Origin of the sequence: Pelagibacterium nitratireducens (assembly GCF_037044555.1) — a bacterium.
Lineage (GTDB): Bacteria > Pseudomonadota > Alphaproteobacteria > Rhizobiales > Devosiaceae > Pelagibacterium > Pelagibacterium nitratireducens.
Genome location: NZ_CP146275.1, coordinates 1,162,411 through 1,183,377 on the forward strand (window position 1 = coordinate 1,162,411; position 20,967 = coordinate 1,183,377).

22 protein-coding genes are annotated in these 20,967 nt (G+C 61.8%); 7 read left to right on the forward strand and 15 right to left on the reverse strand.

Annotated elements, in window-relative coordinates:
* Positions 1 to 25: 25 nt before the first annotated feature.
* Complete coding sequence (locus V6617_RS05870) at positions 26 to 1,150, forward strand: AI-2E family transporter (RefSeq protein WP_338610643.1); 1,125 nt, start codon at positions 26 to 28, stop codon at positions 1,148 to 1,150.
* Here V6617_RS05870 and V6617_RS05875 read toward each other — a convergent pair.
* Positions 1,106 to 1,939 (reverse strand): undecaprenyl-diphosphate phosphatase, encoded by an 834-nt coding sequence (locus V6617_RS05875; protein WP_338609732.1) that lies wholly within the window; start codon positions 1,937 to 1,939, stop codon positions 1,106 to 1,108. The two genes, V6617_RS05870 and V6617_RS05875, sit on opposite strands and share 45 nt — an antisense overlap.
* 13 nt (positions 1,940 to 1,952) lie before the next feature.
* Positions 1,953 to 2,408, reverse strand: a complete 456-nt coding sequence (locus V6617_RS05880; protein WP_338610645.1) for a MarR family winged helix-turn-helix transcriptional regulator — start codon at positions 2,406 to 2,408, stop codon at positions 1,953 to 1,955.
* A gap of 207 nt (positions 2,409 to 2,615) precedes the next feature.
* Between V6617_RS05880 and V6617_RS05885 the strand changes: the two genes are divergently transcribed.
* Entirely contained in the window at positions 2,616 to 3,506 is an 891-nt protein-coding gene (locus tag V6617_RS05885; RefSeq protein ID WP_338609733.1) for a branched-chain amino acid aminotransferase, read from the forward strand.
* A gap of 53 nt (positions 3,507 to 3,559) precedes the next feature.
* Here V6617_RS05885 and V6617_RS05890 read toward each other — a convergent pair whose 3' ends face one another.
* From V6617_RS05890 to V6617_RS05915, 6 genes are all read right to left on the reverse strand, one after another.
* Positions 3,560 to 4,006, reverse strand: coding sequence for a molybdenum cofactor biosynthesis protein MoaE (locus V6617_RS05890; protein ID WP_338609734.1), 447 nt, complete (start codon positions 4,004 to 4,006; stop codon positions 3,560 to 3,562).
* Position 4,007: 1 nt separating this feature from the next.
* Positions 4,008 to 4,259, reverse strand: coding sequence for a molybdopterin converting factor subunit 1 (moaD, locus tag V6617_RS05895; protein ID WP_338609735.1), 252 nt, complete (start codon positions 4,257 to 4,259; stop codon positions 4,008 to 4,010).
* Positions 4,256 to 4,837: a CDP-diacylglycerol--glycerol-3-phosphate 3-phosphatidyltransferase gene (gene pgsA / locus V6617_RS05900; RefSeq protein WP_338609736.1), complete on the reverse strand. Its 582-nt coding sequence runs from the start codon at positions 4,835 to 4,837 to the stop codon at positions 4,256 to 4,258. Before pgsA ends, moaD begins: the two co-directional genes overlap by 4 nt.
* A gap of 20 nt (positions 4,838 to 4,857) precedes the next feature.
* Entirely contained in the window at positions 4,858 to 6,768 is a 1,911-nt protein-coding gene (gene uvrC / locus V6617_RS05905) for an excinuclease ABC subunit UvrC (RefSeq protein WP_338609737.1), read from the reverse strand.
* On the reverse strand, positions 6,729 to 7,487 hold the full coding sequence (locus tag V6617_RS05910; RefSeq protein ID WP_338609738.1) for an SDR family oxidoreductase: 759 nt from the start codon (positions 7,485 to 7,487) through the stop codon (positions 6,729 to 6,731). The genes uvrC and V6617_RS05910 overlap by 40 nt, the downstream gene beginning before the upstream one ends.
* A gap of 99 nt (positions 7,488 to 7,586) precedes the next feature.
* The gene (locus tag V6617_RS05915; RefSeq protein WP_338609739.1) at positions 7,587 to 7,796 is read right to left on the reverse strand and encodes a hypothetical protein; all 210 of its coding nucleotides are present in this window, start codon (positions 7,794 to 7,796) and stop codon (positions 7,587 to 7,589) included.
* 153 nt (positions 7,797 to 7,949) lie between these two features.
* On the opposite strand from V6617_RS05915, the gene V6617_RS05920 reads away from it, so the two are divergent.
* Positions 7,950 to 8,393 carry a hypothetical protein gene (locus tag V6617_RS05920; RefSeq protein WP_338609740.1) on the forward strand — a complete coding sequence of 148 codons (444 nt, stop codon included), beginning with the start codon at positions 7,950 to 7,952 and terminating at the stop codon, positions 8,391 to 8,393.
* Between the two features lie 61 nt (positions 8,394 to 8,454).
* Here V6617_RS05920 and V6617_RS05925 read toward each other — a convergent pair whose 3' ends face one another.
* From V6617_RS05925 to V6617_RS05940, 4 genes are all read right to left on the reverse strand, one after another.
* Positions 8,455 to 8,670 (reverse strand): hypothetical protein, encoded by a 216-nt coding sequence (locus V6617_RS05925; protein ID WP_338609741.1) that lies wholly within the window; start codon positions 8,668 to 8,670, stop codon positions 8,455 to 8,457.
* Positions 8,671 to 8,785: 115 nt separating this feature from the next.
* Positions 8,786 to 9,286, reverse strand: a complete 501-nt coding sequence (locus V6617_RS05930) for an SH3 domain-containing protein (protein WP_338609742.1) — start codon at positions 9,284 to 9,286, stop codon at positions 8,786 to 8,788.
* Positions 9,287 to 9,385: 99 nt separating this feature from the next.
* Complete coding sequence (locus tag V6617_RS05935; protein WP_338609743.1) at positions 9,386 to 9,895, reverse strand: pyridoxamine 5'-phosphate oxidase family protein; 510 nt, start codon at positions 9,893 to 9,895, stop codon at positions 9,386 to 9,388.
* Positions 9,896 to 10,635: 740 nt separating this feature from the next.
* On the reverse strand, positions 10,636 to 11,205 hold the full coding sequence (locus tag V6617_RS05940; RefSeq protein ID WP_338609744.1) for a hypothetical protein: 570 nt from the start codon (positions 11,203 to 11,205) through the stop codon (positions 10,636 to 10,638).
* A gap of 589 nt (positions 11,206 to 11,794) precedes the next feature.
* Here V6617_RS05940 and V6617_RS05945 point away from each other — a divergent pair.
* The gene (locus tag V6617_RS05945) at positions 11,795 to 12,097 is read left to right on the forward strand and encodes a helix-turn-helix transcriptional regulator (RefSeq protein WP_264226922.1); all 303 of its coding nucleotides are present in this window, start codon (positions 11,795 to 11,797) and stop codon (positions 12,095 to 12,097) included.
* A complete protein-coding gene (locus V6617_RS05950) occupies positions 12,097 to 13,023 on the forward strand; it encodes a reverse transcriptase family protein (protein ID WP_338609745.1) in 927 nt (308 codons plus the stop codon). The genes V6617_RS05945 and V6617_RS05950 overlap by 1 nt, the downstream gene beginning before the upstream one ends.
* 326 nt (positions 13,024 to 13,349) lie before the next feature.
* On the opposite strand, the gene V6617_RS05955 is transcribed toward V6617_RS05950, so the two are convergent.
* The 3 genes from V6617_RS05955 to V6617_RS05965 form a co-directional block, all read right to left on the reverse strand.
* On the reverse strand, positions 13,350 to 13,646 hold the full coding sequence (locus tag V6617_RS05955; RefSeq protein WP_338609746.1) for a GIY-YIG nuclease family protein: 297 nt from the start codon (positions 13,644 to 13,646) through the stop codon (positions 13,350 to 13,352).
* Between the two features lie 405 nt (positions 13,647 to 14,051).
* Positions 14,052 to 16,589, reverse strand: coding sequence for an excinuclease ABC subunit UvrB (gene uvrB / locus V6617_RS05960; protein ID WP_338609747.1), 2,538 nt, complete (start codon positions 16,587 to 16,589; stop codon positions 14,052 to 14,054).
* Positions 16,590 to 16,729: 140 nt separating this feature from the next.
* The gene (locus tag V6617_RS05965; RefSeq protein ID WP_338609748.1) at positions 16,730 to 17,785 is read right to left on the reverse strand and encodes a hemolysin family protein; all 1,056 of its coding nucleotides are present in this window, start codon (positions 17,783 to 17,785) and stop codon (positions 16,730 to 16,732) included.
* 256 nt (positions 17,786 to 18,041) lie between these two features.
* Here V6617_RS05965 and V6617_RS05970 point away from each other — a divergent pair, with 256 nt between their 5' ends.
* Entirely contained in the window at positions 18,042 to 19,496 is a 1,455-nt protein-coding gene (locus V6617_RS05970) for an FAD-dependent monooxygenase (protein WP_338609749.1), read from the forward strand.
* A 62-nt stretch (positions 19,497 to 19,558) separates the two neighbouring features.
* Positions 19,559 to 20,905, forward strand: a complete 1,347-nt coding sequence (locus V6617_RS05975; RefSeq protein WP_338609750.1) for an HD-GYP domain-containing protein — start codon at positions 19,559 to 19,561, stop codon at positions 20,903 to 20,905.
* Positions 20,906 to 20,967 lie beyond the last annotated feature (62 nt).

Consider the following 20,967-nt stretch of genomic DNA (forward strand, 5'->3'; position numbering starts at 1 on the left):
GAAGCGCTCGGCGCTGGTGCCGCCCATGGCGGTGGCCCGCTGGCTGATCATCCTGATCCTGCTGGCGTGTGTTTATTTCTTTCACGGCTTTCTCGTTCCCGTTCTTGCCGCCTTGATCATCGGCTTTGCGAGCTGGCCGGTGTATCGGCGCGTTCTGGGCACGGTGGGCGGAAATCGCACGCTGGCGGCGAGCCTGATGATCGCCGTGATCGTGCTGTTTATCCTGATCCCCATTCTGATGGCGCTGACCTATGCCACCAATGAGGCGCGGCAACTGATCGGCTGGGTTCTGGCCACGAATACCAACGGTGCCGCCGCGCCCGACTGGTTTGCGACGTTGCCTATGATCGGGGAGTGGGCCACCGAGCAGTGGGACCTCTATGTTGGGCGGCCTGGCGCGCTGGGCCAGTATGTCGCCTATATCGGGGGCGCAAATGTCTACAATATTTACCAGACGGTTCTCGCTGCGGGGGGAAGTTTTCTCGATCTGGCGCTGAACCTGCTGTTCATGTTGATCGCGCTGCTGTTCGTTTATCGTGACGGCGCCAACCTCGCCGGGCAACTCGACCGGTTTGGCGAACGCATTTTGCCCACGCGCTGGCAGCGACTGTCGCGGGTGGTGCCGGCGACGATCAGTTCGACGGTAACGGGCATGACCATCATCGCGATTGGAGAAGGCATCGTTCTGGGTATCGCCTATGCCTTGGCGGGTGCGCCGTCACCTGTGCTGTTGGGTGTGGTCACCGGCGTGGCAGCCATGATTCCGGGTGGCGCGCCGCTCTCGTTCACGCTGGTCTCCATCTATCTGATGGCCAGCGGATCGATCGTCCCGGGCATCGCGCTGTTTGTCTGGGGTTCGGTCGAGCTGTTTATCGTCGACAAAACGCTGCGGCCCAAGCTGGTCGGGGGGCCGATCAAGCTGCCGTTCCTGCCGACGTTTTTCGGGCTGATCGGCGGGGTCAAGACGATGGGTTTTGTCGGCCTGTTCATCGGCCCGGTTTTGATGGCGCTTTTTGTCTCGATGTGGCGCGAGTGGGTTCACGATCTCGACCAGGTCGACGATGACGGCGGCGCGGGTCTTGCCGTGCCGCCCGAGGTCGAGGATTTACGCGATGCCCGCATAGATCAGGCCCAGAAGGAGCAGGCCTAGCACGACGCGGTAGATCACGAAGGGCGTGTAGGACTGGCGCTGCAGCCATTTCATCAACAGCGCGATGCTGGCCAATGCGGCAAAGAAGGCAAGGACGCCGCCAAACAGCGCGTCCGACGTCACCTGCGCATTGCCGGCCTGATAGAGATCGTAGCCAGCCAGCACGCCGGCGCCCAGGATTGTGGGGATCGAAAGCAGCATGGCAAGGCGGGCCGAAAGCGGCCGGTCCATGCCCACGAAGCGTCCAGCCGTCATGCAGATTCCCGAGCGCGAGACGCCAGGAATGATGGCGATGCACTGGGCGATGCCGACAACCATTGCATCGCGAAGCGAGAGGGTTTCGAGCGTGCCGTTTTGTTCGGGGCGCCGGTCGGCCAGCCAGAGCAGAACGCCGAAGATAATCGTGGTCCAGGCGATGATCGTTATGTTGCGGCCGGCCTCGGTGACCAGGTCCTTGGCGAGAAAGGCAATGACCACTATGGGAAGCGAGGCGGCGATCACGACGAGCAGAGTGCGAAAACGCGGACCCATCCTGCCCGTAATGCCATCGACCAGTCCCATGAACAGCATGATGACGTCACGCCAGAAATAGACGATGACCGCGCCAAGCGAGCCGACGTGAAGCGCGATATCGAGCGCAAGTTCCTCAGCGGGCGTCATGGTTGTTGAGGCGACGCCCAGAAGGCCGAGCAGCCAGCGGCCCAGAATCAGATGGGCCGAGGAACTGATGGGCAAGAACTCGGTGATGCCCTGAACGAGGGCCAGAAAGACCGTGCTGATGATATCCAATTTAAGGGGCGTCCTATGACATCGGTTCGATGAGGCGCAGGGTGCGCAATAATTGGTGGTCGCCCCGCTCGGTCATTTCGGCAAAAAAGTGTCGGACGCAGTCACGGGTGTCCTCGGGCAGGGCAGCAAAAGCAGCCTCGATGCGGCGGGCCTGAGTGGCGCTCAGAACCTCGAAAAAGTCGCGGCCCTTCTCGGTGGGAAACAGCAGGCGCTGGCGGCGGTCGGTCTCGCCATGTCGCTGGGCAACATATCCGCTGTCGATCAATTGGCGCAGGACGCGCGCCAGGCTCTGTTTGGTGATCCGCAGGATATCGAGCAGATCGGCCACGGTCATGCCCGGACGCAGATTGACGAAATAGATGACACGGTGGTGGGCCCGGCCGAACCCCTGCATTTCGAGCAAGGCATCCGCATCGCGAACGAAGTCCCGGTAGGCAAAGAAGAACAGGCCCATGATATCGATGGGCATCTCGGGAAAATCGTAGATGGCTGAATTTATGTCAGCCTTATTGACATTTATCGAATGCGCTGGCATCGTCCTACCAATATCTTTGCCTTCTAATGAGTTATCACAGAGCCGCTTTGGTTTGCCAAGTGGTGAGAGAATACTGCAATATGGGGCACAGATCGTGGCCGAACGGCCCAAAGCCAACAAACGCATAATCGGGAGATAAAGATGGCCACCGTGCCAATGGATCAGCGAGACGGTTGGATCTGGTACAATGGAGAGATGGTTCCCTGGAAGGATGCCAAGCTCCATGTGCTGACTCACGGTCTTCACTATGCCAGCAGCGTCTTTGAGGGGCAGCGCGCTTATGGCGGAGAGGTGTTCAAGCTGCGTGAGCATACCGAGCGGCTGATCTTTTCGGGCAAGACGCTCGATTTCACAATTCCCTATTCGGCCGACGAGATCGACGACGCTTGCCGTCAGGTGCTGGCCAAGAACAATCTTGTCGATGCCTATATGCGCCCGGTCGCCTGGCGCGGGTCCGAAACCCTTTCGGTGCCTGCACGCGACAACAAGGTGCACCTGGCAATCGCCGCCTGGGTGTGGCCGAGCTATTTTTCCACAGAAGAGCGCCTGAAAGGCATTCGCCTTTGCTGGGCCGACTGGAAGCGGCCCTCGCCCGAAACCATTCCATGCAAGGCAAAGGCCGCGGGTCTTTACATGATCTGCACGCTTTCCAAGCACGCAGCCATGGACAAGGGTTATGCCGACGCATTGATGCTCGATTATCGCGGCTATGTGGCCGAAGCGACGGGTGCGAACGTTTTCTTTGTCAAAGGCAAGGACATCACCACGCCGCTGCCGGACTGTTTCCTCGATGGCATCACGCGCCGCACGCTGATCGGGCTGGCCAAGGCCAATGGCTATACGGTCACCGAACGGCACATCAAGCCCGAAGAGCTTGCAGAGTTCGACGAGTGCTTCCTGACCGGCACGGCCGCCGAAGTGACGCCGGTTTCTGAAGTGGGCGAGTACAAATTCACCCCGGCCGATGCCTGCCGGACGCTGGTTGAAGCCTATATGAGCGAAGTGCAGCCCAAGCAGGCGGCTGCGGAATAAAAAGCTGCACTATCGCAGAGATTTGGGAGCCGGGGAGAAATCTCCGGCTTTTTTCATGACCACCGGGCGGTGGCCTTGTCGTCGCTGTCCTTTGCCTCGACCCAGCGGGCTCCGTCCGGTCCCTCTTCCTTTTTCCAGAAGGGCGCAGTGGTCTTCAGAATATCCATGATGAAGTTGGCGGCGTCGAAAGCGGCTTGCCGGCGCGGCGCGAGGGTCATCACCTGAACTATCGGCTCGCCGGGATAGAGCTTGCCGAAACGGTGGATGATTTCGGCATCGAGGAGAGCGAAGCGCTCGATTGCGTTTGTGCGCAATTGCTCGAGTTGGCGCCGGGCAAGAGCCGGGTAGTGCTCGAGGGTCATCGAAGAGATGGGGTCTTCGCGAGTGGAGCGCACGAGGCCGGTAAAGGTGACAGCAGCCCCGGCACCCTCGTTTGCCTTGAGAAAGGCATTGAAGAGCGTTCCGGGATCGAACGGATCGGTCTGCAGTCTGACGCCCATCTCAACCACCCGTCATGGGCGGGAAAAGCGCCACGGTCTTGGCGTCTCCCAGCGGCGTTTCGTGGTCGACCAGTTCGTCGTCGATGGCGGCCCGGATGAGCTTGCGGTTTGCCGCGGCCAAAGCAAAGCCCTCGTCGTGACGGGTCATCCATTCGATGAGGTCGGCTATCGTTGCTACGGAATCGGGCGGGGTCACGTCATCGCTGTCCCGTCCGAGGCGTTCGCGCAACCAGGCGAAATAGAGAATTTTCATATCGGATCGTCCTCGTTGCGCGCCATGTGTGCCGAAACCCCCGACCAATATTGCCAGCCGGTGATGGCGGTGAGAATTGCGGCGAGCCAGAGGAGAATATCGCTCAACTCCCGCGTGCCGGGGATAAGCGGCTCGGCGATGACGATGCCGAGCGCAACGAGTTGAACCGTCGTTTTGTATTTGGCGAGCTTTGAGACCGGCACAGTGATCTTTTCGGTGCCCATGAATTCACGCAGGCCGGACACGAAGATTTCGCGCAGCAGGATGATCGTGGCCGGGATCAGGTCCCAGACGCCAAAACTTCCATCAAAGCAGAAGACCAGCAGCAGGGCGCCAACCAGCAGTTTGTCGGCGATGGGGTCTAGCATGCGGCCGATCGGGGAGACCGAACCGTATCTGCGCGCAAGGTATCCATCGAAAAAGTCGGTGACCGCGGCAGCAATGTAGAGCAGCAGCGCCAGCCAGCGCAGAGGCGAATTGTCGGCGAGAAGAAACAGCATGATGACCGGGATCGCGAAGATGCGGCCGTAGGTCAAAAGGTTTGGCAGACGGGCCATGTCGAATCTGGTTTCGGTCATTGTGTGTCCTTGGCCCCTGGTCATCTTTGGTTGAAGTGATCGTAGATCAATTGCGCCATGGCGGTCGAGATGCCGGGCAGGGCGGCGATATCGGCGACCGAGGCGCGCGAGACCGCCTTGGCCGAGCCGAAATGCTGGAGCAGCGCACGCTTGCGTGTGGGACCGATGCCGCCGATCTCGTCGAGGGGGTTCTTGACCATCTCCTTTTTGCGCCGGGCGCGGTGCGTTCCGATGGCGAAGCGGTGGGCTTCGTCGCGCAGGCGCTGGACGTAATAGAGAACGGGATCGCGAGCCGGCAGCATGAAGGGCTCCTTGCCTTCCATGTAGAAAGTCTCGCGGCCCGCATTGCGTTCCTCGCCTTTGGCGATACCGATGACGGTCACATCGCGCGGCAGGTTCATTTCGGCCAAGACCGCCTTGACGGCATTGGTCTGGCCGGCACCGCCGTCGATCAGGAGGACGTCGGGCCAGTCTGGCATCTCGGTGGAATCGTCTTCGGCCTGGGGGTCGCTTTCATTGGCCAGCCGGGTGAACCGGCGCGTGAGCACCTCGCGCATCATGCCGAAATCGTCGCCGGGGGTGAGGTCTTTCGATTTGATGTTGAAGGTGCGGTAGTGCTTTTTCGATAGCCCTTCCATACCCGCAACGACCATGCCGCCCACGGCGTTGGTGCCCTGGATATGGGAGTTGTCGTAGATTTCGATGCGGCGCGGGGTTTCATCGAGACCGAAGGTTTCGGCCATGGCTTCGAGCAGCTTGCGCTGGCTGGCCGAATCCGAAAGGTGGCGGCCCAGCGCCTCGCGTGCATTGGTCAGTGCGTTGTCGACAAGCGTGCGTTTTTCGCCGCGGCGCGGCGTTTCGATCCGGACGACGCGGTCGGTGCGGGAGGACAAGGCCTCGCGCAGCAAGTCGGGTTCGGCCAAATCCTCCGAGAGCAGGACGAGCCGAGGCGGCGTGCGGTTCTCATAGAACTGGGCGATAAAGGCTTCGAGTACCTCGGCGTTCGTGCTGTCATCGTCGGCGCGCGGATAGAAGGCGTAATTGCCCCAGTTCTGGTGCGCGCGGTAAAAGAACACCTGCACACAGAAATTGCCCGCCTCGTTGTGGATGGCGAAGACGTCGGCCTCGGGGATCGATTGGGCGCCGGTCCCGGTAGAGCCCTGAATGAGTGCCAGCGCACCAAGGCGATCGCGCAGCATGGCGGCGCGTTCGAAATCGAGCGCTTCGGCGGCGCCGTTCATTTCCTTTTGCAGATGATCCTGCACCGCCTTGGTCTTGCCCGAGAGGAAGGCGCGGGCCTCGGCGACAAGTTCATTGTAGTCCGGGATCGAAATGACGCCGGTGCAGGGCGCAGCGCAGCGCTTGATCTGGTGTTGGAGGCACGGGCGGGTGCGCGCGGCGTAAAAGCTGTCCGAGCAATTGCGCAAGAGGAACGCCTTTTGCAGCGCGGTGATGGTCCGGCTGACGGCGACGGCGGAAGCGAACGGCCCGAAATAGTCGCCCTTGCGGCGGCGCGAGCCGCGGTGCTTTGTGAGTTCGGGGGCCTCGTGTTCGGTTGCGATCAGGATGTAGGGAAACGTCTTGTCGTCGCGCAGCAGCACGTTAAAGCGCGGGCGCAGGCGCTTTATCATGTTCGCTTCGAGCAAGAGGGCTGCCGCTTCGGTCTCGGTTCGCACGAACTCCATCGACCGGGTCGAGGCGATCATGCGGTTGATGCGGACCGAATTGCCTTCATAGCTCGTGTAATTGGTGACGCGTGATTTGAGATTGCGGGCCTTGCCCACATAGATGACGTCGCCCTTCTCATCGATCATGCGATAAACGCCCGCGCCGGTGGGCAGGGTTTTGACGAAGCGCTTGATGATATCGGGGCCGGGGAGGGTTTCGTCTGTCATTGCTTGCGGGGGGTCGGCGCGTTGCGCGCGCTCCATTCGAGATGCTCGCCACCATCGAGCGCGATCATCTGACCAGTCATCGAGGGCAGGTTGAGGATCGAGAAGACGCCGTCGGCAATCTCGTCGGGATCGGCGCCGGTCTGCAGCGGCAAGCGCTGACGGGAGGCTTCAAATTCGCTTTCGGACTGGCGGGCATTGGCGAGGGTGGGGCCGGGGCCGATGGCGTTGACGCGGATGCGGGGCGCCAGGGATTGGGCGAGGGTGCGGGTGGCGGTCCACAGCAGGGATTTCGAGAGCGTGTAGGAAAAATAGTCGGGTGACAGCGAGAGGACGCGCTCGTCGATGAGATTGACGATATTGCCCTTTTCGTCGTCGGGCAGCTGGGCGGCGAAATCGCGGGCGAGGAAGACCGGCGCTTCGGCATGGACGGCCATGTGCAGATCCCACAAATCCTCATGGACAGTGTCGGCGCTGTCGGGCTCGAAGACCGAAGCATTGTTGACCAGGACGGTCAAAGGACCGAACGGCTCGGCAGCTTTGGCAATCAGGCCCATGCGGTCCTGGCGCTTTGCGAGGTCGGCACGCACGATTTCGGCGCGACCGCCATCGGCCGCGATGGCATCGGCCAGGTCCTGGGCCTTTTCGCCGGACGAGCGGTAATGAATGACGACCGCATAGTCCTCGGCGGCCAGGCGGGTCGCAATAGCCGCGCCAATTCTGTCGGCGGCGCCGGTGATGAGGGCGGTGCCTCTCATGATTTGCTCCTCGGCCGGTTGCCATCCGATTCGGGATCGATTTTTTCGGAATTCATGCTTCTGAGATAGGGAGAACGTAATGGAAACGCAACTGGCGTTCTATCGGCGGAACCTGCCGATCCCCCACATTATGAGGCCGGCGACAACGCATAGGCCGCCAAGCGGGGCGACGGACAGGCTGAGCAGGACCGCAACGAGGGCGGGCGCGCCAGGGAACAGCGTTGCCATGACGACCAGCGGCAAAAGGCCGATGGCCAGGAGCAGAGCTCCAAGTTGCATGAAGGCGATGCCCCAGCGGGATAGTCTCATGGACCGGCTCCTAGAATGACCTGTCACGATACCGGATCGTTCCTGACCCCAGAGTGAACGAGATTAGCATGAGATGATCGTGCGGGGAGAGCTTGCGGGAAGGATCGTGATGGCCATGTTGGAGGGGCAACATCAATCACGGAGGCAGGCGGCTTGATTATCGTGCTCTATGCGGCGCTGGGACTGGCGGCGATTACCATTATCGGCAATCTGATGCTGGCGAAGTGGAATACGCAGCGGGTCGAAAAAAGGATCGGCGAGCGGGCCGAGGCCTATCTGGCCAGCCTCGAGCGCGAGGGGGTGCCCGAGCCGCTTTCGGCGATGAGCGATATCGAGCGGCGGGAGACCGTTTTGAGCGCGGGGCGCGAGGTGCGGGCCGAGAGCGACAGACGCTTTTATGTCGCGACGATCGGCGGGATGGCGGTGTTTTTCGTGGCGCTCGGGTTCGGCATCGAAGCGGGCGGGATGCAGGCGTTCACTCTGGCGCTGGCAGTGGGCGGGGCAGCGCTCTACGGGGTGACCGTATTCATGCGCCGCAGCCTCAGATCGCGGCTGGCCGCCCGCGGCCTCGATGCCGAGCGGCTTCGAACAAACTGAAAATCCTGTTTGTCGCGTTGCCGAACCGAAAAGCCGGTGCTCACCTTTTCCGGCAACGCTCCTATTTCAGCCCCAGAACCGCGCCGCCGACATAGACCAGAACGCCGGCGGCGATGAGAGCCAGGGGCGCCAGAGCCAAAACGGATACGAACGGTCCGGAGCCGGCAGGGAGATGGATATTGCCGCTGGCCATGCCGCTGGCGATGGCGCGTTCGAGAGCGACGGCGCCAATGCCCGAGAGCATGAAACCGGATGCAAGCTTGACGTAGGATTTCATCGGATGGGTCCGCTATACGACTGACAGTGAAGCTAGCATATCGTTCCGGCGCGGGGAAAAAGCAAGATGGCCGGAGCGGTGAACGCTCCGGCCCCTTGTTACGGTTTGGAACCGATCAATTGCCGATGCAGAAATAGCCGTTGGGACCGTTAAAGCACACCTGGCTGTCGGGCCGGGGACGCGGGGGCGGGCCCGGGTTCCAGAGCGGAGGCCGCGGATTGTTCCAGTGCGGCGGGCGGGGCGGATTGTTGCCCCAGAACGGCGGGCGCGGCGGATTGGGGTGCCAGCTCGGCGGCGTGGGGCGCGGGGGCTGCCAGCTGGGCGGGTTGGGCCGGGGCGGCGTCCAGTTGCCGACTTCGCGCAGATAGTTCTGCGACGCCCAGCCGGTGCGGCCGTAGCGGCCCGTATCGAGAAAGCACCAGCCCGAGCGGCAGTACTGCACATCGACGACCTGATTGCGCTGGAGGGTGGTCACCACACCATAATTGGTGCCCGGACCCGAGCGCACGTTGAGGGCGTTTGTCGCGTAGGCTTCCCAGGCAAACGCGCCTGCGGTCATCATCGCGACCATGAGAGCGGCAAGGCCGCCCTTTATTGCTGTTTTTCCGAGAGCCATAACGCTTCTCCCATCGAGTGTTGCCGGCAGGTTTTCCGTCTGCCTTGGCCCTCAATAAAGCCCATTCAAGCTGAACCTTAACTGAATGTAATATTTAGGTTAGAGCCGGGTTTTCCCCGTCTCGCCCATGTCGATATCGCCACCGGTCGCCGCGGCGAAGAGGAGCTTGGCCTTGGCGACGGCGCTGCCGGGGCCGTCCCAGAGTTCGCCGCGCGAGGGGGTGACGGTGAGGAGGCGGATGGCGGGGTCGTTTTCATCGTCCCACCAGGCCTTGGCGAAGTTGGAGAAGATTTCGGCGATCTTTGCGCGGTCGTTGGAGAGTTTGGCTTCGCCGGCGATCACCACGTAATCGTTGGCGCCCTTGTCGACGAAGGCGCAGGAGACTTCGGGGTATTTTTCGATCTCCTCGTTCTTGTGACCGGATTCATCGACGAGGAAATAGAGCGCGTGCACGTCGCGGTCGACATGCGCGGAGAGCGGGCGGGAATGCTGCTCGGAGCCGCTCCAGGTGGTGAGCATGCAGATCCTTATGTCGTTGGCGAGCTTCCAGATCCTGTCTTCGGTCTCGGCGGGGGAAAGCTGATCGGCCTGTTCTGTGTGGTGGGACATGAGCAAACTCCTTTTTGTGTTCGGGGAGAACGGCGTGTGCGCTGAAAAAGTTGCCCGATGGTTCGCTCTTGCTCCCGCGCGTCATCCTCGGGCTTGACCCGGTGATATGCAACGCCGCCACGCTGACGGAAGCAGTGAAACCCGCAATGCCGTCGTCGAAAACGCCTTCAGCGGCTTCCCCACCAAGCGGATCCCCGGGTCAAGCCCGAGGATGACGGTGGGGGAGGTCGGGGTGCTCACCATAGAGGACGGTGGCAGTCGTCAGAACGCGCGGAAGCGGCCGACGGCCGGAAGGCCTCGGGGGACAAGGGTGGGCGATGAACGGCGAAGCAAGCTTCATCCGATTTTTTGTAGTGTGCGAAGCCAGCTTCGCCGTTCATGACCGGGGTTTTTGGCTTATGGCGGCGTCTCGGGCTGGGGTTTGTCGGGATAACCCCATCGCTGGCGTTATCCACGGTGCCCCTCCGGGTTGCCCCGGTATGACGTGGACTCCCATCCTCGCCTGGCCATCCGTCCGCTTTGGGCCTTCCCCGCAGCGACCCGCGAGGAACCCGGACCGACCTGTCGGTTGGGATCGAAATGCCCGGAGGCCGATGCGACATGGGCTCGGTCGCATGCTCCCCCTTTTTCCAATCCCGCCCTCACCGGAAGCTCGTATGCATCTTCGCCCTGGTGCGGTCGTGAGCCAAGATTAGGCGCAGCGGAGAGGGCGGGGATAAGTTTTCGGGCGCGGCCCGGTCTTACCAATCGTTGCCGATGTCGATGCCGTGGCCGAGATAGGCTTCCATGCGGGCCACGAGCGCCGTGTGGGCATCGGAAATGGCCCGGCGTTCGGTCTCGCGGTCCGGGTCGTCATCGGGCACGGGGCAGAGATAGCCGTCGCGAATGCCACGCAGGATGCGGCCATTCATCATCCGCACGAGATCCTCGACGTTCCTTTCATGCTGTGCCTTGGCCTCGGCATCGGCCACGGGCCTGTCGAACCCCTTGCGCCTGCCGAACGCCATGAAGGCGTGATGGGCCTGGGCAAAGGCGATGGTGGCTTGCGAGAAACTTGTGGGCTCGCCGGCGGGCAACACAGGCAAGCCGCGCGCCTCGATGGCGCGGGCCATCAGGCGTGCCATCTGCGCCATGAGATCGACGGCCATGCTCAGGACGGGCTCGGGCATTTCGGCGGTGGCGCGGGTTTTGGCCTGCGCGGAGAGTTCGGCCTGAAATGCAGTGAGCCGCGCCATCAGCGCGGCATAGGCGGCGTGGGTGTCGTGTCTGGAGTGAGGGTCGGCGTGGGCGGGTTTCTTGTGGCGCGGCATGGGCCGGTCTCCGTGTCAGGTCTGGCTCCGGCGGGGCGGAGGGTGACAGGAGAGGATAGGGGAGGTGGGAGGGGTGGGGATAGAGGACCAGGAATTAAAATCGCTAAGAGCGAACTTTAGTCTTGAAAAAACAAATTTTGCTCGCTATATGTATTCTCGGTCTAACGGAAGAACGTCGTTATCTGAAGGTCGGGCTCTATTATCCCGACCGTGGAGGGGTGACCCTCTATCACTTCCCCCAAGAGGCCCCGGTGGGACGGGGACCGACACGGGCGAAGCAGCCGCGATCAACGACTGATCGCGGCTAGAATGAAGGTGAAGTTGCTGTTTCCGACCTCTGTTTGAGACGACCCTAGAGGACTTCCCCTCTAGGCAAACAGAAGGAGAACACCATGAGTGTTTCTGAAGACCAACAGCAACGGCGGCGGTGGACGCGATGGTGCATCTGGCAACGGATGCGCAACCCCAAGGTCCTGACGACGATTATCAGGGCATCATACGCGCTCTATCGGCTTATTCGCTTTATCTTTGAGTGCTTCTGCACTGGGGGATAAACCGCCAACCCAAATTCTATGAAAGGAAAGAGAACATGCTGCAGGAAGCATTACGGCTTATTCGAGTTTTTCACGATCTCAAACAGTTTGAGGTTGCCGAAAAGATCGGAGTATCTAAGTCTTATATTTCTGAACTCGAAAATGGATCGAAGGCGCCTAGCTTGGAGGTGCTCCAAAGGTATTCATCCGAGTTTGGCATTCCAGTGTCATCGCTAATGTTTTTCTCAGAGCAAATAGACGCTGCCAAGAGTGGTGAAAAGGTGCGAACAACTATTGCTTCTAAGGTGATAGACATCCTAAAATTCATCGAAAACAAGTCTAAGGCGGACGCTGCCTGATGAAGGCTGGCCATCGGATTGTCGATAGCGCCCTGTACAAGGTGCGAACCCGCCGGCGGCTTGCTGAGTTACTTTTCACCGAAGTTGGATTTCTTGAAAGCCTTGAGAAAAACCAGCCTAAGTATGTGGTGAAGTACAAACCTAAGTACGATGACAAGGCTCCCTGGCTCGCGATGCCGCCTCCTCCAGAGCTGGCAGATAATTACCGGCCCATTAGCCTGCCTCCCTCTGCCTTGAAGCGGCTGCAAGCTCGTTTGGCCAAGCTACTTGGCATGATAACGGTGCCACCATATGTATTTAGCTCCGTAAAGGGCGTGTCATACGTCGACAATGCCGCCGTTCACGTTGGTGCAAGGGCATTTTGGCTCCTCGATATAGAGGCGTTTTTTCCTTCTTGCACCGCAGAGCGTTTAACGTGGTTCTTTAGGGATAAGTTACAGTGCAGCCCGGATGTAGCGGCGATACTGGTGGAAATTGTGACGTTTGATGGATGCTTACCCCAAGGGTCGCCATGCAGTCCCATTCTTTCATACTTCTGCAATGCGCGAATGTGGTCTGATATCTATCAGCTTGCCGGGGAATACGGTTGCACTCTAAGTATCTACGCCGACGATATTACCCTCTCTGGAGCAGTGGTCCCGAAAAAATTAGTTTGGCGAATAAAAGAAGTATTGAAGAACAATGGATTTAGAACGAGCCGATCCAAGGAAGTCAGCCTGGTCAACGCGCCCGCAGACATTACGGGCGTCATTGTTCGTGACAACAAGCTCTTTTTGCCGAATAGACAATTCAAAAAGCTGAGGGTGGAGCTGGCAAAAAGGCGTGACGCTAAGACGTCGATTGAAAAGCGGAAAATCGACAATCGCATTGCTGGACGCAAAGCGCAGGCCCGCCAAATTGAGAAGCATTCCAAGAGCGGCAGATGATGCCGGTCACGCCAGTTAAGTTTGGCGCTTTCGATCAATTGGATTTTCCGACTACTCCCTCGCTGTCCTAGTGAAAACCAAGGTGTATGTGCGGATGCCACTGGCTAGAGCGGCTGGGAGAAGCCGCTGGGACCCGTGTCGAGCACGGGACAGCGATGGTGGGGGACGAGAGGGTCGATACAATCGCCTTCGCTTCCCCGGCGAAAGCCGGGGTCCATGAGCGGATGCCGCGGGCGACGGGGGCTTTGGGGGGCTGCTGGGTCCCGTGTCGGGCACGGGACAGCGATGGTGGGGTAGTGCGGCGTGGGCAATGAATTTGGTCGTCGTTAGATCAGGGTTTCGGTGAGGTCGCGCCAGTTGGGGTTGGTGGTTTCGATCAACTGGATTTTCCAGGCGCGTTTCCACGCCTTGATACGCTTTTCGCGGAGGTAGGCGCTGTCGAGGGTGGGGTGGGTTTCGTACCAGACCAGACGGGCAATATCGTATTTGCGGGTGTGGCCGGGGACGGCTTTTGAGCGGTGGTCGTGGATGCGGCGGGCGAGGTCGTTTGTCATGCCGGTGTAGAGGGCGCCGTTCTGGTGCTTGGCGAGGATGTAGACGTAGTATTGGCGTTGTTCGTACATCGCGTGTTTTCCCCCAAAGCGGAGTGGATTTTGGGGCGGGGGCGCGGGGAGTGCAAGAGGGGCGGCGCGCACCATCGCTGCCCCGGTGAAAACCGGGGTCCATGTGAATTTCCACTGGCGACAGGGGCTTGGGGAGGCTGCTGGGTCCCGTGTCGGAGCACGGGACAGCGATGGGGGTGGGGGTGCGTTGGGGAGTGACGCTGGGGCTGTTGGCGTGGGTGGGATGCGCGGAGGTACGCGGTCTGCACATCGCTGCCCCGGTGAAAACCGGGGTCCATGTGCGATGCCGCTGGCGACAGGGGCTTGGGGAAGCTGCTGGGTCCCGTGTCGGGCACGGGACAGCGATGGAGGTGGGGAGAGGGCGGAGGACGGAGGACCGGCCCGAGAGGGGCCGGGCGCCGGGGATTAGCCGCCGGGGCCTTCGAGGGTATCCAGCTCCATCTCCCGCAGCTTCTTGATCTCGTCGCGCAGCTTCGCCGCTTTCTCAAACTCCAGATTGGTGGCGGCTTCGCGCATCTGGTGTTCGAGGTCTTTGATGACCGCGGCGAGGTTGGCGCCGACGGGGACGGTGTCCTTGCCGTCCTTGCCCGGGCGGATTTTGACCGAGACGTGGTCGCGCTCATAGACCGAATCCACGATGTCGTTGATGCGGGCCTTGACCGATTGCGGGGTGATGCCGTGTTCTTCGTTGTAGGCGAGCTGTTTTTCGCGGCGGCGGTTGGTTTCGGCGAGGGCGCGCTCCATGGAGCCGGTTTCGCGGTCGGCGTAGAGGATCACCTTGCCATCGACGTTGCGCGCGGCGCGGCCGATGGTCTGGATCAGTGAGGTTTCCGAACGCAAAAAGCCTTCCTTGTCGGCATCGAGAATGGCGACGAGGCCGCATTCGGGGATGTCGAGGCCTTCGCGCAACAGGTTGATGCCGACCAGCACGTCGAAATTGCCCAGGCGCAGATCGCGGATGATCTCGATGCGCTCGATGGTGTCGATGTCGGAGTGCATGTAGCGCACGCGAATGCCCTGCTCGTGCAGATATTCGGTCAGATCCTCGGCCATCTTCTTGGTGAGGACGGTGAGCAGCGTGCGGTAGCCCTTTTCGGTGGTTTTGCGGATTTCATCGACAACGTCATCGACCTGAGTGGTGGCGGGGCGGGTTTCGACGACCGGGTCGATCAGGCCGGTGGGGCGGATGACCTGTTCGGCAAACACGCCGCCGGTCTGGTCGAGCTCCCAGGCGCCGGGGGTGGCCGAGACGTAGACCGTCTGCGGGCGCATGGCGTTCCATTCCTCGAACCGCAGGGGGCGGTTGTCCATGCAGGAGGGCAGGCGGAAGCCGTATTCCGCCAGCGTTGCCTTGCGGCGCAGATCGCCGCGATACATGGCGCCGAGCTGGCCGATGGTGACGTGGGATTCGTCGACGAAGACCAGGGCGTTGTCGGGGAGGTATTCAAAGAGCGTTGGGGGCGGCTCGCCGGGCTTGCGGCCCGAGAAGTAGCGCGAATAGTTCTCGATGCCCGCGCAGGAGCCGGTGGCTTCCATCATTTCGAGATCGAACAGGGTGCGCTGTTCGAGGCGCTGGGCCTCAAGGAAGCGGCCCATGCCGTTGAGCTCCTGCAGGCGGGCGTTGAGCTCGCGCTTGATCTCCTTGATGGCCGCATTCATCGTGGTGCGGGTGGTGACGTGGTGGGAATTGGCGAAGACGCGGACGGCAGTCAATTCGGCCGATTTCTTGCCGGTCAGGGGATCGAATTCGGAAATGGATTCGATCTCGTTGCCGAACAGGGTGATGCGCCAGGCGGCGTCGTCATAGTGGGCGGGGAACACTTCGATGGTGTCGCCGCGCACCCGGAACGTGCCGCGCACGAAGCCGATGTCGCCGCGCTTGTATTGCAGGGCGACGAGTTCGTTCAATAGGGCGCGCTGGTCGATCTTCTGGCCCTTTTCGAGCCAGATGGTCATGGTGGTGTAGTCTTCCACCGAGCCGATGCCGTAGATGCAGGACACCGAGGCGACGATGATGACGTCGTCGCGTTCGAGGATCGCGCGGGTGGCCGAGTGGCGCATCCGGTCGATCTGCTCGTTGATGGTGGATTCCTTCTCGATATAGGTATCGGTGCGCGGGACGTAGGCCTCGGGCTGGTAGTAGTCGTAATAGGAGACGAAGTATTCGACCGCGTTGTCGGGGAAGAAATTCTTGAACTCGCCATAGAGCTGGGCGGCCAGGGTCTTGTTGGGCGCCAGGATGAGGGCCGGGCGGCCGGTCTGGGCGATGACCTGGGCGGCGGTAAACGTCTTGCCCGAGCCGGTGACGCCGAGCAGGACCTGGTCGGTTTCGCCGTTGTTGGCGCCTTCGAGCAGTTCGGCAATGGCGGTGGGCTGGTCGCCGGCGGGGGTGTAATCGGTCTGGAGGCGGAAGGGGATGCCGCCCTTGTCCTTTTTCAGCGCGGCGGGGCGGTGGGGCTTCCACGCATTGGTGCCCTCGACCTCCTTGCGGCCCTCGGCGATGATCTTTTCGAGCGCGGCGACGGTGGCCGATACGCCGGCCGAGGAGTTGGTCACATCCGATGGCGTGTGAAAGCCGGCCTGGGGGGCTTCGGCGAAGCCATCGAGATTGGTGGGGCGCTCGACGGAGTTGGCCTTGGATTTGGGGGCCTTGAGCGACATGCCTGTGGCGGCGCTGCGTTTGCCTTTCGCATCGCTGGCCTTGCGGGCGTTGGCTTTGGCGTTGTCCTTGCCCTTGCCGGCGAGGCGCTCGGTTTCCTGGGATTCGGCGGCTGCTTTTTGGTCCGCACGGTCGAGCGCCCGCTTGTTGCGCATGCGCTCGGCGTAAAGGGGCTTTGAAGCCTGGGCATCCTCGGCCTTTTCGATCTCCTTGATGAAATCATCAATGGAGAAATCGGCTTTGCCGGGGCGACCGGCGGAGGGGGATTTTTTCTCGGAGGTCATGGAGCACCATATCGGGCCGCGGGGGGACTGATTCAATAGAGCGGGTCGCGCGGTCGAACCGAAAAAGTCTGCAACTTTGTCTGACCGCACTCTTACCATCAACGGAACGGAGTGTGAACAGTTGCTGCTGACAGGATGTGTCAGGAGAGGGCCGGTCCGCGATCCTTCTGCTGGGCGGCGCGCTCCTCCCATTTCTTTCGGGCGTAGGCCTGCAGATCGGCGATGGAGTCGCCCTCGTCGACGATTTCCTCGCCCAGCAGGGTCTCGATCAGATCCTCGAGGGTGACGAGCCCGGCGGTGCCGCCGAAATCGTCGGTGACCAGCGCCATGTGGCGGTCCTTGTGGACGAGGGTGTCGAACAGCTCTTCGAGCGGGGTGGTTTCGACGACGCTGGTGATTTCGCGGCGGAAATTTTCCAGCTTGCGGTCGAACTCTTCCTCGAGCGCAAGATTGAGGATGTCGGTCTTGAGCACGAAGCCGGTGGGTGTGTCGATCGTGCCGTCATACACCGGGATGCGGCTGAAATGGAGCTCGTTGCGGCGGTCGATGGCTTGGCGGACCGTCGTCTGCTGGTCGAGGGCGAAGGCGACGGTGCGCGGGGTCATGATGTCCTTGACCGTGAGGCGGTCGAATTTGAGCAGGTTGGCGACGACCTTGGAATCGCCACGGTCGATGATGCCTTCGCGCCGGCCGATATCGGCCAGGGCAACGATCTCCTCGCGGGTGACCGGGGGCTGCGGTTTGCCGCGCGAGAGCAGAACGGTGATCAGTTGGGACATCTTGACCAGAGGCCACATGACCCAGATCAGCACCGGAAGGATGCGCGAGGCGGCCGGGGCAAAGGATTGCCAATAGAGCGCGCCGAGGGTCTTGGGAATGATCTCGGACAGTACCAGGATCAGGAAGGTCAGGACCGCCGAAAACACCGTCACCGCGGCATCGCCGAAAACGATCTGGGCCTGCGCACCGGCGCCAGCAGCGCCGACGGTGTGGGCAATGGTGTTGAGGCTGAGAATGGCGGAAAGGGGGCGGTCGATATCGTCCTTGAGCTGCCTGATGCGGCTGGCAACGCGCGGCTTTTTTTCTTCGATGGTGGCTGTGAAGGTGGGGGTGATGCTGAGCAGCACCGCTTCGAGCATCGAGCACAAGAACGAAATGCCGATGGCCAGCGCGATGTAAAGTATCAGAAGCGTCATTGGCGCCCTTCCATAGTTTCGCCGCACATGCGGCCCTGGCAAGAGGCAATGTCCGGCGGGTGGCATGGTTCCGGCCCAGGACAATTCCGGACACGCTGCATCGGGGGCTGGCGGGACATATATCGGGGATTTGGACGGAGCCAAGGTGTGCTCCGCCATGACACATCTGGGGTCGAAAGAGTTCAGTTCAAGAATTGGCATCGATTTGGTTGGGCGTATTGTCCGGCGCTCTGGTGAGAGCAAGAGGGGAAGGCGGATGACCGAACATGCTGTGGTAATTGCCGGGGGCGGGCCGACGGGGCTGATGCTGGCGGGAGAGCTGGTCCTGGCGGGGGTGAATGTCGCGATTGTGGAGCGGCGGGCGAACCAGGATATGCCGGGCGCGCGGGCCGGCGGGCTGCATGCGCGCACCATCGAGATCATGGATCAGCGGGGCATCGCCGAGCGGTTTCTGGCCGAAGGCACGGCGCTACAGGTGGCAGGGTTCGGTCCGGCGCGGCTCGATATCAGCGATTTTCCGACACGGCACAATTACGGGCTGGGCCTGTGGCAGAACCATATCGAACGCATATTGGCCGGATGGGTCCAGGAGCTCGGGGTGCCGATCTATCGCAGCCGCGCGGTCACTGGATTTGAGCAGGACGAGAACGGGGTCGATGTGGTGCTCGATGGCGGACAGGCTTTGCGGGCGCATTATCTCGTGGGGTGCGATGGCGGGCGGAGTCTGGTTCGCAAGCTGGCGGGGATCGAATTTGCCGGCTGGGAGGCCTCGGTCAGCAGCCTGATCGCCGAGGCGGAGCTGGCCGAGGCGGCCGAATTCGGCCTGCATGCCGACGAGGTGGGCACCCAGGCGATGGGGCCGATGGGCGAAGGGAACAAGGTGCGGATCGTTCTGACCCAGCGCTATGCGGGGCAGAGCGATCCGACGGTCGATGACCTCAAGGCGGGGCTGGTGGCCGTCTTTGGCAGCGATTATGGCGTGCACAACGTCACATGGCTTTCGCGGTTTACCGATATGGCGCGGCAGGCTGTGGCCTATCGCGACGGCCGGGTGTTGCTGGCGGGCGATGCTGCGCATGTCCATTCCCCAGTGGGTGGCCAGGGGCTCAATATCGGGGTTCAGGACGCGGTCAATCTGGGCTGGAAGCTGGCGCAGGTGGTCAAAGGGATCTCTCCCGAGCGGCTGCTCGACACCTATCACGCCGAACGGCACCCGATTGCGGCGCGGGTGTTGCGCAACACGCTGGCGCAGATCGCTCTGGGGCGGGGCGACGAGCGGACCAAGGCGCTCAATGAGATCATGGGGGAGGTGCTGGCCATGGACGCGCCGCGCAAGCGGTTCGCCGGGATGATGTCGGGGCTCGATGTTCACTACGATCTGGGCGAAGGGCATCCGCTGCTGGGGCGGCGCATGCCCGATCTCGACCTGGTGACCGCTGATGGCGCGATCCGGCTCTACAGCCTGCTGCATGAAGCGCGGCCGGTGCTGATCGGGTTCGATGAAAATGGCTGGTCCGACACTGGGCCATGGGCGGATCGGGTGCAGGCGGTGAGGGCCGATTGTAACGGGACATGGGAGCTTCCGGTGCTTGGGACTGTCGAGGCGCCGGGCGCTGTGTTGACCCGGCCCGACGGCTATGTCGCGTGGGTCGGGGATGGAAAGGGGGCTGATCCAACCGGCGCGCTGGAGACCTGGTTCGGACCGCGTTAACCCGGCCTTGGTCCTTGTACTCCTACGATGGGGAAAATTCCCTAGACGCGGGGGAGGGCAGGATGAGCGGATCGATACGGTTGGCCGAGGTGCTTGGGGCACTGAGCCGGGCCCTGGACATGACCGAGGGGCAACCTCCCGGCCATTGCATGCGCTGTTGCTGGACCGGGGTGCAGGTGGGCCGGGCGATGGGCATGGACGAGGCGGCGCTGCGCGATCTCTATTATGCGCTGCTGCTCAAGGATCTGGGGTGTTCGTCCAACGCGGCGCGGATCTGTGAATTGTATCTGGCCGACGATCTGACCTTCAAGCGCGACTTCAAGCATCTCGACGGCAGCCTGCCGCAGGTTCTGCGGTTCGTCCTGTCGCATACGGGGGCCGAGGCGGGGCTGGCCGAGCGGTTCCGCTCGGTGGTCAACATCATGCGCAATGGCGGCGAGATCGTCACCAATCTGATCGAAACCCGATGCCAGCGGGGGGCCGAAATTGCCCGCCAGATGCGGTTTTCCGACACCGTGGCGCAGGCCATTCTCGATCTCGACGAGCAGTGGAACGGTGGCGGCAAGCCACTGGGCAAGGCGGGCACCGACATTTCGCTGTTTTCACGCATCGCGCTGCTGGCGCAGGTGGTGGACGTGTTCTTCATGTCCGGGGGGCCGGAGGCCGCGATGACCGAAATCACCTCGCGTTCGGGGACGTGGTTCGACCCGGCGGTGGTGTTCGCGTTTTCCGACGTTGCCGCGGACGAGACGTTCTGGGCGATGCTGGCGCGCGATGACATCGAACAGGTGGTGCTCGATCTCGAACCGGGGCAGGAGGTGCAGAGGGCCGATGAGGGCTATCTCGACGACATCGCGCGGGCCTTTGCGCGGGTGATCGACGCCAAGAGCCCGTTCACCTCGGGCCACAGTGAGCGGGTTGCTGTGTTTTCCGATCTTATCGCCGAGGAGATGGGGTACAATCCGGCCCGCCGGCGCTGGCTCAAGCGCGCAGCGCTGCTGCACGATATCGGCAAGCTCGGCGTTTCCAACAGCGTGCTCGACAAGCCGGGCAAGCTCGACGATGACGAATGGGTGGCCATGCGCGACCATTCCCGGCTGTCGGAAGACATTTTATCGCGCATCGGGGCTTTTGCCGATCTGGCCGTGGTGGCGGGCGCCCATCACGAGCGGCTGGACGGCAAGGGCTATCCCAACGGCAAGACGGCCGACGAACTCGACCTCGACACGCGGATCATTTCGACCGCGGACGTGTTCGACGCGCTGACCGCCGACCGGCCCTATCGCGCGGCAATGCCGGTGTCCAAGGCGATGGGGATCTTGTGGGAGGGCGCCGGGGCATCGCACGACCCTTTGTGCATCGAAGCACTGGAACGGGCGCTGGCGCGGTCGGAAGAGGCGGTGGCTTAGGCTTTCTTATCGCCCAAGGTAGACAGCCGCGATCTCTCACCACAAAGTCTGCCTGATCCGTT

What these genes read in the sequence shown, in the direction of transcription:
- V6617_RS05870 (WP_338610643.1), top strand. Translation starts at nt 26, where the DNA reads ATGGCGGTGGCCCGCTGGCTGATCATCCTGATCCTGCTGGCGTGTGTT.
- V6617_RS05880 (WP_338610645.1), bottom strand. Translation starts at nt 2,408, where the DNA reads ATGCCCATCGATATCATGGGCCTGTTCTTCTTTGCCTACCGGGACTTC.
- V6617_RS05885 (WP_338609733.1), top strand. Translation starts at nt 2,616, where the DNA reads ATGGCCACCGTGCCAATGGATCAGCGAGACGGTTGGATCTGGTACAAT.
- V6617_RS05890 (WP_338609734.1), bottom strand. Translation starts at nt 4,006, where the DNA reads ATGGGCGTCAGACTGCAGACCGATCCGTTCGATCCCGGAACGCTCTTC.
- moaD (WP_338609735.1), bottom strand. Translation starts at nt 4,259, where the DNA reads ATGAAAATTCTCTATTTCGCCTGGTTGCGCGAACGCCTCGGACGGGAC.
- pgsA (WP_338609736.1), bottom strand. Translation starts at nt 4,837, where the DNA reads ATGACCGAAACCAGATTCGACATGGCCCGTCTGCCAAACCTTTTGACC.
- uvrC (WP_338609737.1), bottom strand. Translation starts at nt 6,768, where the DNA reads ATGGAGCGCGCGCAACGCGCCGACCCCCCGCAAGCAATGACAGACGAA.
- V6617_RS05910 (WP_338609738.1), bottom strand. Translation starts at nt 7,487, where the DNA reads ATGAGAGGCACCGCCCTCATCACCGGCGCCGCCGACAGAATTGGCGCG.
- V6617_RS05915 (WP_338609739.1), bottom strand. Translation starts at nt 7,796, where the DNA reads ATGAGACTATCCCGCTGGGGCATCGCCTTCATGCAACTTGGAGCTCTG.
- V6617_RS05925 (WP_338609741.1), bottom strand. Translation starts at nt 8,670, where the DNA reads ATGAAATCCTACGTCAAGCTTGCATCCGGTTTCATGCTCTCGGGCATT.
- V6617_RS05930 (WP_338609742.1), bottom strand. Translation starts at nt 9,286, where the DNA reads ATGGCTCTCGGAAAAACAGCAATAAAGGGCGGCCTTGCCGCTCTCATG.
- V6617_RS05935 (WP_338609743.1), bottom strand. Translation starts at nt 9,895, where the DNA reads ATGTCCCACCACACAGAACAGGCCGATCAGCTTTCCCCCGCCGAGACC.
- V6617_RS05940 (WP_338609744.1), bottom strand. Translation starts at nt 11,205, where the DNA reads ATGCCGCGCCACAAGAAACCCGCCCACGCCGACCCTCACTCCAGACAC.
- V6617_RS05945 (WP_264226922.1), top strand. Translation starts at nt 11,795, where the DNA reads ATGCTGCAGGAAGCATTACGGCTTATTCGAGTTTTTCACGATCTCAAA.
- V6617_RS05950 (WP_338609745.1), top strand. Translation starts at nt 12,097, where the DNA reads ATGAAGGCTGGCCATCGGATTGTCGATAGCGCCCTGTACAAGGTGCGA.
- V6617_RS05955 (WP_338609746.1), bottom strand. Translation starts at nt 13,646, where the DNA reads ATGTACGAACAACGCCAATACTACGTCTACATCCTCGCCAAGCACCAG.
- uvrB (WP_338609747.1), bottom strand. Translation starts at nt 16,589, where the DNA reads ATGACCTCCGAGAAAAAATCCCCCTCCGCCGGTCGCCCCGGCAAAGCC.
- V6617_RS05965 (WP_338609748.1), bottom strand. Translation starts at nt 17,785, where the DNA reads ATGACGCTTCTGATACTTTACATCGCGCTGGCCATCGGCATTTCGTTC.
- V6617_RS05970 (WP_338609749.1), top strand. Translation starts at nt 18,042, where the DNA reads ATGACCGAACATGCTGTGGTAATTGCCGGGGGCGGGCCGACGGGGCTG.
- V6617_RS05975 (WP_338609750.1), top strand. Translation starts at nt 19,559, where the DNA reads ATGAGCGGATCGATACGGTTGGCCGAGGTGCTTGGGGCACTGAGCCGG.